At 62.9% G+C, this 12,718-nt stretch carries 14 protein-coding genes and 1 pseudogene; 6 read left to right on the top strand and 9 right to left on the bottom strand.

What is annotated here, in order from left to right:
* A partial coding sequence (gene tnpB, locus G7020_RS24370) for an IS66 family insertion sequence element accessory protein TnpB (RefSeq protein ID WP_165666025.1) occupies positions 1-105 on the bottom strand: 105 nt, incomplete at its 3' end.
* Positions 106-193: 88 nt separating this feature from the next.
* On the opposite strand from tnpB, the pseudogene G7020_RS24090 reads away from it, so the two are divergent.
* The 3 genes and pseudogenes from G7020_RS24090 to G7020_RS15495 form a co-directional block, all read left to right on the top strand.
* A pseudogene (locus G7020_RS24090) lies at positions 194-418 on the top strand (transposase); the annotation flags it as partial.
* Positions 419-875: 457 nt separating this feature from the next.
* A complete protein-coding gene (gene eco / locus G7020_RS15500; protein WP_181086040.1) occupies positions 876-1,352 on the top strand; it encodes a serine protease inhibitor ecotin in 477 nt (158 codons plus the stop codon).
* A gap of 221 nt (positions 1,353-1,573) precedes the next feature.
* Complete coding sequence (locus G7020_RS15495; protein ID WP_181086038.1) at positions 1,574-2,269, top strand: GNAT family N-acetyltransferase; 696 nt, start codon at positions 1,574-1,576, stop codon at positions 2,267-2,269.
* Between the two features lie 71 nt (positions 2,270-2,340).
* On the opposite strand, the gene G7020_RS15490 is transcribed toward G7020_RS15495, so the two are convergent.
* Positions 2,341-3,084: a class I SAM-dependent DNA methyltransferase gene (locus G7020_RS15490; protein WP_181086036.1), complete on the bottom strand. Its 744-nt coding sequence runs from the start codon at positions 3,082-3,084 to the stop codon at positions 2,341-2,343.
* Positions 3,085-3,245: 161 nt separating this feature from the next.
* Between G7020_RS15490 and G7020_RS15485 the strand changes: the two genes are divergently transcribed.
* From G7020_RS15485 to G7020_RS15475, 3 genes are all read left to right on the top strand, one after another.
* The gene (locus G7020_RS15485) at positions 3,246-3,713 is read left to right on the top strand and encodes a TrmH family RNA methyltransferase (RefSeq protein ID WP_181086034.1); all 468 of its coding nucleotides are present in this window, start codon (positions 3,246-3,248) and stop codon (positions 3,711-3,713) included.
* A gap of 139 nt (positions 3,714-3,852) precedes the next feature.
* Complete coding sequence (locus tag G7020_RS15480) at positions 3,853-4,254, top strand: hypothetical protein (protein WP_181086032.1); 402 nt, start codon at positions 3,853-3,855, stop codon at positions 4,252-4,254.
* Between the two features lie 195 nt (positions 4,255-4,449).
* The gene (locus G7020_RS15475; RefSeq protein ID WP_181086030.1) at positions 4,450-5,769 is read left to right on the top strand and encodes an OmpP1/FadL family transporter; all 1,320 of its coding nucleotides are present in this window, start codon (positions 4,450-4,452) and stop codon (positions 5,767-5,769) included.
* Between the two features lie 36 nt (positions 5,770-5,805).
* Here G7020_RS15475 and G7020_RS15470 read toward each other — a convergent pair whose 3' ends face one another.
* From G7020_RS15470 to G7020_RS15440, 7 genes are all read right to left on the bottom strand, one after another.
* Complete coding sequence (locus G7020_RS15470) at positions 5,806-6,354, bottom strand: glutathione peroxidase (RefSeq protein WP_181086028.1); 549 nt, start codon at positions 6,352-6,354, stop codon at positions 5,806-5,808.
* A 343-nt stretch (positions 6,355-6,697) separates the two neighbouring features.
* Positions 6,698-7,219, bottom strand: coding sequence for a bifunctional adenosylcobinamide kinase/adenosylcobinamide-phosphate guanylyltransferase (gene cobU, locus G7020_RS15465; protein WP_181086026.1), 522 nt, complete (start codon positions 7,217-7,219; stop codon positions 6,698-6,700).
* Positions 7,220-7,330: 111 nt separating this feature from the next.
* Entirely contained in the window at positions 7,331-8,782 is a 1,452-nt protein-coding gene (locus G7020_RS15460; RefSeq protein ID WP_181086024.1) for a cobyric acid synthase, read from the bottom strand.
* A complete protein-coding gene (gene cobD, locus G7020_RS15455) occupies positions 8,779-9,771 on the bottom strand; it encodes a threonine-phosphate decarboxylase CobD (protein ID WP_181086022.1) in 993 nt (330 codons plus the stop codon). Before cobD ends, G7020_RS15460 begins: the two co-directional genes overlap by 4 nt.
* Positions 9,764-10,675 (bottom strand): adenosylcobinamide-phosphate synthase CbiB, encoded by a 912-nt coding sequence (gene cbiB, locus G7020_RS15450; RefSeq protein ID WP_181086020.1) that lies wholly within the window; start codon positions 10,673-10,675, stop codon positions 9,764-9,766. The genes cobD and cbiB overlap by 8 nt, the downstream gene beginning before the upstream one ends.
* A complete protein-coding gene (bluB, locus tag G7020_RS15445; protein WP_181086019.1) occupies positions 10,672-11,322 on the bottom strand; it encodes a 5,6-dimethylbenzimidazole synthase in 651 nt (216 codons plus the stop codon). Before bluB ends, cbiB begins: the two co-directional genes overlap by 4 nt.
* Positions 11,319-12,614, bottom strand: coding sequence for a cobyrinate a,c-diamide synthase (locus tag G7020_RS15440; protein ID WP_181086011.1), 1,296 nt, complete (start codon positions 12,612-12,614; stop codon positions 11,319-11,321). The genes bluB and G7020_RS15440 overlap by 4 nt, the downstream gene beginning before the upstream one ends.
* Positions 12,615-12,718 lie beyond the last annotated feature (104 nt).

Below are 12,718 nucleotides of genomic sequence, written 5' to 3'. Positions count from 1 at the left end.
CTTGATGTCCAACTCGACCAGAGCGGCCAAGCCGTTGATGGATTTGCGGAAGTCGACGGGTTTTGGGTAGAGATAGACCTTCTGCACCTTGGCGTCGGGACGCATCATGGGATGAACTCCGGTGAAAACGGGAGCTCAGCATCCAATGATCAGCAGGCTATGGGTAGGTGGGGTTTATGGAGCGGATACACACGCCCGCGGTGAGCGAGGCATCTGGCAACGGCGCTATTGGGAGCACCTGATTCAGGACGAACGCGATTACCGGCATCACGTCGACTATGTGCATCTGAATCCACGGAAGCACGGCTTGGTGGACCACATTGTCGATTGGCCATATTCCAGTTTCCATCGTACCGTCAGGGCTGGTTTCTATTCCGGGGATTGGTGCGGCGACGACGGTACGGGACAGGATGCGTAGGTGGATGCTGAGCAACGCGTGGAAAAGGCTTCGCCGTTTTCCACCCTACAGGACGCAGGGCAGACCGCGCCTTGCATTGCCACAGTGAAGCGTGTGAAATCGCGCATCAGCGCCTGAACACCCGCAAGTGCCGAGTGTCCTACCGACGACCGCAGCCTTGCCGGGCTCAGGAATTGCCTTAGAGCCTGTTCACGATCTCGCGAGCTAGAGGCCTGCAAGGCGCTACGACCAACGGGAGTAACAGCCGAAGGCTGGCCCGAAGGGTGAGCGCCAGCGAATCAAACAAGGCGAGGAAGCGGAGTTTACTGATGTAAATGAGCATTCCGAGCCTGTTTTTAACGCAGCAGGGTCGACGCGCAACAGGTCGTGAACAGGTTCTTACAACAGTCACTGGCCTCAGCCAACCCGGCAACAGCCATCAACGGAAGGCCCACAAGGCCTACGATAAGGACTCCTCATGACCTCGCCCAAACTGCCTCTGATCGCCCTTCTCTGCACCCTGCCGCTGGCAGCCTGCGCCGCCACGCCCGAAGCGCTCAAGCCCTACCCCACCGCCGCCGAGGGCTACCAGCGCCACGTGATCGATCTGCCGCCCCAGACCAACGAAGCCGAGCACAAGGTGGAAATCATTGCCGGCAAGACCCTGGAAGTGGACTGCAACCAACAGCGCCTCGGTGGCCAGTGGCAGGAAAAGACCGTGCAAGGCTGGGGCTATACCTATTACGAACTGGGCCAGGTCGGCCCGGCCGTCAGCACCCTGATGGCCTGCCCCGATGACAGCCGCAAGCAGGCCTTCGTGCAGGTGGGCGGCGAGCCCCAGCTGGTGCGCTACAACAGCAAGCTGCCGCTGGCGATCTACGCGCCCGCCGACGTGGAAGTGCGCTACCGCATCTGGTCGGCGGCGCAAGACACCACCCCCGCCCCGCGCCAGTGAACGACTGACAGAGATCGTTCCCGCGCTCCGCGTGGGAACGCCGTTCTCCAACGCTTCAGCGTCATCCGCAAGTGAATCACGCGCCGCCTGACGTGCAGTGACGCAGAGCGTCAGGAGGTTCGCTCCCACTCAGGCGCATGGAAGCCATCGGTCTTCTCTACCCGCTCGGCGCATGGCGCCCGATACAATGCCGCCTTTTCCGCACCGCCCGGAGCCATCCCATGTTCACCCTCACCCGCCTGGACACCCCGCCGCCCGAGCCGATGAAAAGCCAGGTGCTGCAGATGGTGGTGGACTACCTCGGCGACATCAGCGCGGTTTCGCTCACGTCCGGCAACCCGCTGTACCCGCTGTATCAGTACGTAGTGGGGTTCGAGGTGCATCGCTACCTCGACAGCATGGATGGCGCGCAAGCGGGCAAGCCCGAATTGATCATGGCACTGGATGGCGAAGACCCGGTTCGCCTGCTCGGCTTCGCGCTGTACCTGCCGTATGTCGATGATCCCGACGCCTGCTCGCTGGTCTATCTGGCCGTGCAGGAAAGTCATCGCCGACAAGGCATCGGTCGGGCCATGGTCGAAGAAATGGTGGCGCGTTACCCCCACGCAGAAGTGGCCTGCGTAGCCGGCAAGGTGCCGTACTTCGAAGCCTTGGGTTTCCTGCCGCTGGCAGCTCGCGGTCCCCAGGTGGTGATGAATACCCGCAGCCAGGCTTCGAACGGCGCATTGGCGGTGCAGGATCTGGAGCCGATCTTCCACTCCAAGGAAGTCCGGCAGATTCACGGCTACCTCGTCAAACAACACGGCGAAAAAGCCATGAGCGACGCGGAGAAAGAGCGCGATCGCCTGCTCGACCAACTGGCCCGACAGGCACTGCACCTCACCGAGACCTATGCGGTAGCCAAGCATTTACATTGATCGCCCGGCGGACGGGCCCAACGGATCCTGCTGCGCATTCCCCGACGCCTCGGCAGCTGAAGCCGCGCGGATCAGATCTTCACACAGACAAACAGCGCATTCCCCGACGTTTCGTTCCAAGGAACGATCTTCCCGTAGTCGTGCTCGAGCACATGCACTTCGAAGTACGGCTCCAACAGCCCAATCAGTTCGCCAAAACCCACCGCGACCATGGGATGCTCGTCGTGCCACACCTGGGTCTCCTTCGCGCTCGCCTTTTCAATGCTGAGCCTCAGCGACTGTTTCTCGCCAACGCCGCAATAATTCCAGCCGGAGCTGAAGGTGAATCGGCTGCCTTCATGCTGAGCGGTATGTTTCACGAATAGGTCGTTGTCGATCTTGTGCTTGTCGACGGCGTTGAAGCAGAAGACCCCTTGGGTCGCGAGCGCGCCATGCACGCGGGCGATGCAGGCCTTCAGCCGCTCGATCCCGGCGCTGTAGTGGATGGAGTACAGGAAGCAGGTAATCAGATCCACCGGCTCGCTCAACCTGAACTCGCACATATCCTGCAGGGAAAAGCGCGCTTCGGGGCAGCGAATGGCCGCTCTGTCCAGCATGGGCTGGTTGATGTCGAGCCCGGCGCTGTCATAGCCGTTATCGATGAAATGACGAACATGCGGCCCAGTTCCACACGCCAGATCGAGATGCCTGGAGCCACCGTTACCGAAAAGCTGCTGCAGCCGATGAACGCAGTGGCTCTGCGCCTGATAGTCGATATCGGCGCACATCAGGTCGTAATAACCGGACAGGTCGGTATAGAGGGCATTGACGGACATGGTGACCTGACGATTAAGCGGGGCTGTTGAGGCGGCGCATCATAAGCGAGTCCGAGGCAAGGCGTGGAAAAGGCTTAGCCGTTTTTCACGCCAGCGGTGCTCAGACGACCGCGAGCGAGCTCCGCCCCGTATAATCGCCATTTCCCCCGCGAGTCCTTTCCGTGAGCAACAAACGATATGCCTGCATCGGCCTGAGCAACCCGAAATCACCTTCCAACGTGGGGGCGGTCATGCGTGCAGCGGGCTGCTATGGCGCCGCCTCGGTGTTCTACACCGGCACCCGCTATGACCGCGCCAAGGATTTCATCACCGATACCAAGAAGGTCCACCAGGACATCCCGCTGATCAATATCGACGACCTGCGCAAGATCCTGCCGCTTGGTTGTGTGCCTGTGGCGGTGGAGCTGGTCGAGAATGCCCGCGCCTTGCCGGAGTACACCCACCCCGATCGTGCGCTGTACATTTTCGGTGCCGAAGACGGCTCGCTCAGCAAGGAAATCCGTGACTGGTGCGAGGACGTGGTCTACATCCCCACCAAGGGCTGCATGAACCTCGCGGCAACGGTCAATGTGGTGCTTTACGACCGCCTGGCCAAGGGTAACAACACCCGCTCCGGTCCACAGTTCTGAATCATATGGATACCGCCACACCAGAATGTCGAATGTCCGGGGTGATCAATCGATGCAACGTCGGATACCCACGGTGCTCAGGGAAAACCGCTGCGTCGCCGGCCCCGATCGGAAACGACGACATCAGCAAGGAGCCGTCATGATGAATGTCGTGATCAGACGCCAACGCAAGCGCTTCATCCACCTGCTGGAGCACAGCGGTCGCCATTTTGCATGGGTACTTGGCTTGCTGACGGTGAGCCTGCTGGGTCACTGGCCGTCGCAGTACATTCTGGTCGGCGGGGCAGCACTGGGGCTCTGGTTGTTGCTCCTCTCGTTATGGGTTTTTCGCAGTCGCCTCGACCTGGCCTGGCTGATTGCCCTGCTGGCGTTTCAGGCTGTCTGCCTGCCGGTTGTCAGAACCCTCGCGATCGAAGCCAGTTGGTGGCATATCCCGCAGATGCTCCTGAGCATGATGGCAGTCTTTTATGCTCTTCTCCTGCTCGTGCGCAGCCGCTTGCAGAACCTTGCCAAGGTGGCAAATGATCGGCGCACAAAATAGGGCTTTGATTGAGGCGCGGATTTCCGCCAGCTAATCCCTTCCGCAACACGGGGCCATGCTCATGCATTTTTCACGATTATCACTGGTATATCCCTACCAATCGTCGTGATATTTACGAAAAACTGCACTCTTTCGTTTGCTGGGAATCAGAAAAGCTTGCTAGGGTCCGAACCGCTTTTTACCCAGGAGACAACAATGAAAACAACATGGTTGAAGACCGTGATCGCAGTTGCAGCAGGTGCCCTTTCCACTCAGGCCCTGGCTGCAGGTTTCGCCCTCAACGAACAAAGCATCAGCGGCATGGGTACTTCTTTCGCCGGTCGCTCCTCTGCTGCCGAAGACGCCACCACCCTGTTCGGCAACCCTGCCGGCATGTCCCGCCTCAAGCGCGAGGAAGTCAGCTTTGGCGCGGCGGCGATCTATGCCAAAACGGATATCAAGAACAGTTCCGGCTCATTTTCCGGACCGGCCCTGGGGGGGGCGAGCCTGCCCTACGGCGGAAGCAACGATGGCGACATGGTCCCCTTCACCGCAGTCCCCATGGGCTATTACGTGAAGCCCATTGACGACAAATGGGCGGTAGGCGTCGGCATCTACGTGCCATTTGGCCTGGCGACCGACTATGAAAGCGGGTATCAGGGTCGCTACTTCGGTGACTACAGCGAAGTAGCCGTCATTACCGTGCAGCCCACCGTCAGCTACCGTTTCAACGAAAAACTGTCCGTTGGTTTCGGCCCGACCCTCAACCACATCGAAGGCGAACTGCAGAGCGCATCACCCAACCCCACCAGCCTTGGCGCCAATGATGGCCGAATCAAGGTGACTGGCGACGATACGGCGCTGGGCTTCAACGCCGGCATTCTCTACGAGTTTTCACCGCAAACCCGTGCGGGCCTGACCTATCACTCCAAGGTCAAGTACAAACTCAAGGGTGACACCAAACTTTCCGGCGGCGGTTTCGATGTCGCAGGCGCTTCCGGCAAATACGATGCTTCCCTTGAACTCGATACCCCCGAGTCCATCGACGTCTCCGTGACTCACGAGCTCAACGATCAGTGGACCCTCTACGCGGGTGCCATGTGGACGCGCTGGAGCCGTTTCGAGGCGATCATCATCGAGAACGATGGCATTCCCGCCAATTTGCAAGGCAACCTCGCGCCAATCGTCGAAGATCAGGACTGGCATGACACCTGGTCCTACGCCATCGGAGCGGCCTACAAGCTGAACCGCGAATGGACCCTGCGAACCGGCCTGGCCTTCGACCAGAGCCCGACCAACAATGTGCATCGTTCGCCGCGCATCCCATCCGGCGACCGCACGGCGATCAGTTTCGGTCTGGCCTGGAACCCCACCGAGGACGTCACCGTCGATCTTGCCTATACCTACCTGCGGGAGGAAGAAGTCGATGTGAGCAGGAGCCGGTCTTACCAGGGCGGCATGCTCACAGCCGACTATGACGCGACCTTCGAAAACAGCGCCCACGGCTTCGGCGCTGCTCTGAGCTACCGCTTCTAAGCAAAAACGCCCCGGCCTTGTGCCGGGGCGTCCTCTCTACTTGGCCAACGCCTTTTCCACCGCCGCGATCAACTTCGGATCATCCGGCTTGACCTTGCTGGAAAAGTAATCGACCACCTGCCCGTTGCGATCGACTACGTACTTGTAGAAGTTCCAGCGCGGCGCGCCTCCGGCCTGCCTGGCCAACTCCTTGAACAGCGGTATCGCATCGCTACCCCTGACAGGCTGCATCTGCGCCATGGGAAAGGTCACGCCGTAATTCACGTAACAGACCTCAGCCGTTTCAGCAGCGTCATCGGATTCCTGAAAGAAGTCATCGGATGGCACACCAAGCACCACCAGGCCCTCATCCTTGTAACGTTGATAAAGGCTTTCCAGCCCCTTGAACTGTGGTGCAAAGCCACAGAAGCTCGCGGTATTGACCACCACCAGCGCCTGCCCCTGAAACTGCTGGCAAAGATCGATGGTTTCCCTGGAGCGAAGCTTCGGCAGCTCATGCTGCAACAGTGCCGGGCAGGAATCCGCCAGCGCAGTGCCGGACAGCAGCACCAGGGCCAGTGAGCCAGCGAGCAGGTGGTTCTTCATGGCGACTACTCCGAGCGGGATCGCCTTTACGCTACTCCCGAGACGGCAGACCGACAACACCTTCCGGCCTTTGAAAGAGGTGAGGAATCCCTGATGGGAACGACCTCAGGCGCGAATACCCGAAGTGCAGGCTGTTGTAGGTCGAATTAGCCGAAGGCGTAATCCGACAAGACGAGGCGTAATCCGGCGAATAACCTCGGCCCTGCTCGTCGGGTCGGTGAAGCGTGACCCGACCTACGAACCCCAACCATTTGTAGGTCGGATTAGCCGAAGGCGTAATCCGACAAGACAGGGCGTAATCCGGCGAATAACCTCAGCCCTGCTCGTCGGGGGCTGTATTCATTCAGATGGGCGCTCCCTTCAGCACCATTGGCAGGCCCGCCACGGTGAACGTCACACGCTGGCAACGCTCGGCCACCGCCTGGTGCAGCCAGCCGGCCTCATCCACATAGCGCCGGCTCAGCTCGCCCAGCGGCACCACACCAAGGCCGGTTTCATTGCTCACCAGCAGCACGCGCCCCGGCAGTGTCGCCAGGCAATCGAGCAAAGCATCACGTTCTTCGACCAGGCGCGCCGGATCATCCTGCATCAGCAGATTGGTCAGCCACAGCGTCAGGCAATCGACCAGGATGCAGTGATCGTCACGCGCGATTTCACGGAGCACCCGCGCCAGCGCCAGGGGTTCTTCCAGCAGCCCCCAATCGGCTGGCCGACGGGCGCGGTGATGAGCGATGCGTTCGGCCATTTCAGCATCCAGCGGCTGACTGGTTGCGATATAAGTCACGGGCAACCCGCTTTCCATGGCGAGGCGTTCGGCCAGGCGACTCTTGCCTGAGCGCGCACCGCCGAGGATCAGTTCAAGCATGTTGATCTCCAGCATCCTCTAGGAGCGAGCCATGCCTGTGAAGGATTCCGCGCCGGGGGTGTGGGTCTTGTTCGCGGGCATGGCCCGCTCCTACGCCTGGTGCGGACACGGCTAGACATCACACAGTTCTCGCAACAGGCGGGTATCCAGATGCATCTCGACCAGATCGGCGAGGCGTTCGATATCGCGCTCGCGCAGGACGTGATAATCGACTATCTCGACCTCATCGAGCCCCGCCCAGCGCAACAGCGCCTCGCAGGCGGCGGGTGACTCGAACAGGCCGTGCAGATAAGTGCCCAGCACCTGATTGTCCTCGCTGAGGGCGCCATCACGGCGGCCATCGTCGAGGCATACGGCGGCTCGTTCGAGCTCCGGCCCGTGACTGATCCCGGCATGGATCTCGTAGCCGCTGACACAGGCATCGGCAATCGTCAGACGGCCCCGAACGTTACGCAGCTGTTTTTCGCGTTCCAGTCGCGTGGACAGCGCCAGTAGACCGAGCCCATCGCTATGCCCCGCCGCACCTTCCAGCCCGTGGGGATCGTCGATACCTTCGCCGAGCATCTGCAATCCGCCGCAGATGCCCAATACCTTGCCGCCATAGCGCAGATGACGCTGGATAGCCGTCGCCCAGCCCTGCTCACGCAACCATGCAAGGTCGGCGCGGACGCTTTTCGAGCCGGGCAGAATGATCAGATCGGCGCTCGGAATGGGCTGTCCGGGGCCGACGAAACGCAGATCCACCTGCGGATGCAGGCGCAGCGGGTCAAAATCGGTGTGGTTGCTGATGCGCGGCAAAACCGGCACCACGACTTTCAACACTTCGCCAGCCTTGGCCGACTGACGCACATCGATGGCGTCCTCGGCTTCCAGGTGGAAATCCATCAGATACGGCAGCACGCCCAGCACCGGCTTGCCGGTGCGTCGTTCCAGCCAGTCCAGCCCCGGTTGCAGCAACGCAATATCGCCGCGAAAACGGTTGATCACAAAGCCCCGCACCCGCGCCTGCTCGCTTTCCGAAAGCAGAGCCAGGGTGCCAACCAGATGGGCGAAGACACCGCCCTTGTCGATATCGGCGATGAGGATCACCGGGCAATCCACCGCCTCGGCGAAGCCCATGTTGGCGATGTCATTGGCGCGCAGATTGATCTCGGCGGGCGAGCCGGCCCCCTCGACCATTACCACGGAATACGCCTTACTCAAGCGCCGATGGGACTCCAGTACCGCATTCATCGCCACACGCTTGTAATCGTGATAGCCGGCGGCATCCATCTGGGTGACGGCCCGCCCATGAATGATCACCTGGGCGCCGGTATCGCTGTTGGGCTTGAGCAGAACCGGGTTCATATCGGTATGCGGCGCGAGCCCGGCGGCCTGTGCCTGCACGGCCTGGGCACGACCGATCTCGCCGCCGTCGGCGGTCACCGCGCTGTTGAGCGCCATGTTTTGCGGCTTGAATGGCGCCACCGCCACGCCCTGGCGCGCCAGCCAGCGGCACAGCGCGGTCACCAGGGTGCTCTTGCCGGCATCGGAAGTGGTGCCCTGAACCATCAAGGTACTCATGAAGCTCTTTCCCTGTAATGCGCCAGCGCGCTTGCCAGGCGACTCCAGCCCCGCTCGTCCGCCGGCAGGCCGAAACGCAGGCTCGGCGGAGCGTGAAAACGGCGAACGAGAATGCCCTGGCCGGCGAGAAATTCGTACAACGGATCGGCCTCTTCGCTCAAGACCCATTGGAACAGCGCACAGCCACCGGCAGACGGCAAACCATGAGCTGTCAGCAGATGCACCAATCGCTTGCCATCGGCCAGAAGCTGCTCGCGCTGCCGACGCTGCCCTTCGCGGTCAGCGAGCAAAGCCGTGCCGATGAACCGTGACGGCCCAGTGACAGGCCAAGGCCCCAATGCATCACCCAGGGCACGCACCAGCTCGTTTTCAGCCAGCACAAAGCCCAGCCGGGCACCGGCCATGGCGAAAAACTTGCCGAACGAACGCAGCACGATCAGCCCCGGCAGGTGGCTGTATGGCGCCAGGCTGTATTCAGGTGTTGGGTCGATAAAGGCTTCATCGACCACCAGCCAGCCACCCCGCTCCGCCAATCGCGCATGCCAGTCGAGCAACTGCGCGGGCGGCAGCAGGCGCCCTGTGGGGTTGTTCGGATTGACCACCACCAGCACGTCGAGTCGATCGAGCACACGTGGTACGCCGCCCTCGCTGAACTCGCTCAGGTGATGCCCTTCACGGCGCCAGGCCTCGGCATGCTCGGCGTAACAGGGCGAGACAATGCCGACCTGCAACCGCCGTCGCAACCTGGGCAGCATCTGGATCGCCGCTTGCGAGCCGGCGACCGGCAGCAGTGAAGAAACACCGTAATAATCGCGGGCGACGGTCTCCAGCTCATCTTCGGTTTCCGGCAAGCGACTCCAGGCGTTCAACGGGATCACCGGCAGATCAAACCCATAAGGTGCGATCCCGGTGGACAGGTCGAGCCAGTCCGTCAACGGGATGCCGAAGCCATGCGCCGCCGCGCGCAAGCGTCCGCCATGCTCAAGCATGCAACCCGCTCCCCAGCAGCATCACCAGCAGCCAGAGGCCGACGCCAGCCCAGACCAGATCCAGCGCCCGTTCGATATCACGCGCCTGCGGCGCTTCGCCCTCGCCCAGCGCCGGTCGCTCGTGCCGCTCACCGTGGTAGATCGCCGAACCACCGAGTAGCACGCCCAGCGTCCCGGCCCCGGCGGCCATCACCGGCCCCGCGTTGGGGCTATCCCAGAGTGGCGCCTGCAGGCACCAGCAACGCCAGGCCTTGCGCGTCTGTCCGAGCACGGCGTAGGTCAGCGCCACCAGCCGGGCAGGGATGAAATTGAGCGCGTCATCGATGCGCGCCGCGGCCCAGCCGAAGCGCTCGAAACGCTCATTGCGGTAGCCCCACATGGCATCCAGGGTGTTGCTCAGGCGATAGAGCACCACGCCCGGCGCACCGGCAATGGCGAACCAGAACAGCGCGGCGAATACCGCATCGCTGCCGTTTTCCAGCGCCGACTCGGTGGCGGCGCGGGCTACGCCCGCTTCGTCCAGTTCGGAGGTATCGCGGCTGACGATAAAACCGACACGCCGGCGCGCCTCGGGCAGGTTGCCGCTGCGCAAGGCGCTCACCACCGGCAGCAGGTGCTCGCCGAGGCTGCGCAATCCCAATGCGAAATACAGCAAGACGATCTCCACCAACCAGCCAATGCCAGGCAACAGACTGAGCAGCCAGGCCATCACTGTCAGAGGCAGCACGGCAATGCACCAGGCCGTCACGCCATGGCTGCGCCAGCCGCGCCCATCCGGGCCGTTGAAATACTCTTCCAGGCGCTCGGCCAGTTGCCCGAAGGCCACCAGCGGATGACCGCGTCGCAGCTCACCCAGCCATGCATCCAGGCCGACTCCGGCCAGGCAAGTCAGCGCCAAGCTCACTCGCGCTGCCCCCAGCGGTCATTGAACAGCAGCTCTTCCAGCGGGCGCGGCTGGGTCCAGCCTTCCAGCGCCAGCATCGGCGCCGGATAGAACTCGTCGACCGGGCCGAGGCAGATCACCGCCACGGGCATGGCGCCGCTGGGCATCTGCAAGAGTTCCGCCAGCGCCTGGGGATCGAACAGCGATACCCAGCCCATCCCCAGCCCTTCACCGCGCGCCGCCAGCCAGAGGTTCTGGATCGCACAGGCCGCCGAGGCGAGATCCATCTGCGGCAACGTGCGCCGTCCGAATACGTGCGCTTCGCGCCCCTCCATCAACGCCACCACCAGCAGCTCGGCGCAGTCCTGGATGCCTTCGACCTTCAGTTGCATGAACTCGCCACCGCGTTCGCCCAGTGCTTCGGCGGTGAGCAGGCGCTCCTGCTCGACCAGCCCGGCAATGGCCGTACGCAGCTCACTGCGGGTAATACGGATAAAGCGCCAGGGCTGCATCAGGCCGACGCTGGGGGCCTGGTGCGCGGCTTCCAGCAGGCGTGCCAGCAGTTCAGGCGCCACTTCACCGCCGCTGAAATGACGCATGTCGCGGCGCTCGGCAATGGCGCGGTAGACCGCCGCGCGCTCCTCGGGACTGAAGGCATGTTCGCTCATGGACGCAACAACTCCGCGGCTGCGGTCGGATCGGACGGCAGGTAGAAATGAATGTAGGACGCCGTCAGGCGCCCCTGGCGGTAGACCGCCTCGGCGGTGCGCTTATAGTTCGGGCATTCGCCAAGCGCAAGCGGTTGCAGAGATGTTTCCAGCGCCGAATGGTGGAAGGTATGCCCGCGCAAGCGCCCTTCCGGCAGCTCGACCGTCTGCAGCGCCAGCGCCGTCAGCCGCGGCTGCAGCCGCGCCTCGCCGGGCAGCAGGCCGAGCATCGCGCCACGCGCGCCGGCCTTGTCGGTGAGGCCGTCGAGCAGATAGAGCATGCCGCCGCATTCGGCGAGGATCGGCTTGCCGGCGGCATGATGGGCACGGATCGCCTCGGTCATTCCCCGGTTGTCGGCCAGCGCGCGCAGGTGCAACTCGGGATAGCCGCCGGGCAGGTAGAGGCTGTCCACCCGCGGTAGCGCTGTATCGGCGAGCGGCGAGAAGAACACCAGCTCGGCGCCCAGCTGGCGCAACAGGTCGAGGTTGGCCTGGTAGAGAAAGGCGAAGGCCGCATCACGCGCCACACCGATGCGCACGCCCTGCAGCAGCGGTTCCACCGTGCGCGGTAGCGGCGCAGCAAAGCTCACCGTCGGCGGCAGCGCCACATCGGCGCTGGCCTCCAGGGCATCGGCGGCGGCATCCAGGCGTGCGTCCAGGTCGGTCAGTTCGCTGGCCTGCACCAGTCCCAGATGGCGGCTCGGGAGTTCGACATCGGTGCTGCGCGGCAACGCGCCATACCAGCGAATCGCCTCCGGCAGGCTGTCGCGCAGGATCTCGCCATGCCGCGTGCTGCCGACGCGGTTGGCCAGCACTCCGGAAAACGGCAGGTCCGGCTGGAAGCTCGCCAGCCCGTGGGCCAGGGCACCGAAGGTCTGCGCCATGGCCGAGCCGTCGATCACCGCCAGCACCGGCACGCCGAAACGCCGCGCCAGGTCGGCGGCGCTGGGGTTGCCATCGAACAGCCCCATCACGCCTTCGATGAGGATCAGATCGACTTCGCCAGCGGCTTGCCAGAGCAGCCGGCGCGATTCCTCCTCGCCGACCATCCACAGGTCGAGCTGATAGACAGGCCCACCGCTGGCACGGGCGAGAATCATCGGGTCGAGAAAGTCCGGGCCGCACTTGAATACCCGCACGCGCTTGCCCTGGCGCGCATGCAGCCGAGCCAGCGCGGCTGTGACGGTGGTCTTGCCCTGCCCGGACGCAGGCGCGGCGATCAACAATGCCGGGCAGTGACGTGGCGCGTTCATCGTGCGCCCCCGCTACCGGCGGACGTCACCCCGGCATCGGTCTCATGTCGATGTGCAAGGTCTGCGGCACCTGGCCCACCCTTGTAGGAGCAGGCCATGCCTGC

The sequence above is a fragment of the Stutzerimonas stutzeri genome (genome assembly GCF_013522825.1).
GTDB lineage: Bacteria > Pseudomonadota > Gammaproteobacteria > Pseudomonadales > Pseudomonadaceae > Stutzerimonas > Stutzerimonas stutzeri_AK.
Note: the sequence above shows the minus strand (reverse complement) of the source record. Positions and strands in the feature narration are given on the sequence as shown.

Bases quoted from the DNA above. Each gene is read 5' to 3' on its own strand.
- eco (WP_181086040.1), top strand. From the start codon at position 876: ATGACCTCGCCCAAACTGCCTCTGATCGCCCTTCTCTGCACCCTGCCG.
- G7020_RS15495 (WP_181086038.1), top strand. From the start codon at position 1,574: ATGTTCACCCTCACCCGCCTGGACACCCCGCCGCCCGAGCCGATGAAA.
- G7020_RS15490 (WP_181086036.1), bottom strand. From the start codon at position 3,084: ATGTCCGTCAATGCCCTCTATACCGACCTGTCCGGTTATTACGACCTG.
- G7020_RS15480 (WP_181086032.1), top strand. From the start codon at position 3,853: ATGATGAATGTCGTGATCAGACGCCAACGCAAGCGCTTCATCCACCTG.
- G7020_RS15475 (WP_181086030.1), top strand. From the start codon at position 4,450: ATGAAAACAACATGGTTGAAGACCGTGATCGCAGTTGCAGCAGGTGCC.
- G7020_RS15470 (WP_181086028.1), bottom strand. From the start codon at position 6,354: ATGAAGAACCACCTGCTCGCTGGCTCACTGGCCCTGGTGCTGCTGTCC.
- cobU (WP_181086026.1), bottom strand. From the start codon at position 7,219: ATGCTTGAACTGATCCTCGGCGGTGCGCGCTCAGGCAAGAGTCGCCTG.
- G7020_RS15460 (WP_181086024.1), bottom strand. From the start codon at position 8,782: ATGAGTACCTTGATGGTTCAGGGCACCACTTCCGATGCCGGCAAGAGC.
- cobD (WP_181086022.1), bottom strand. From the start codon at position 9,771: ATGCTTGAGCATGGCGGACGCTTGCGCGCGGCGGCGCATGGCTTCGGC.
- bluB (WP_181086019.1), bottom strand. From the start codon at position 11,322: ATGAGCGAACATGCCTTCAGTCCCGAGGAGCGCGCGGCGGTCTACCGC.
- G7020_RS15440 (WP_181086011.1), bottom strand. From the start codon at position 12,614: ATGAACGCGCCACGTCACTGCCCGGCATTGTTGATCGCCGCGCCTGCG.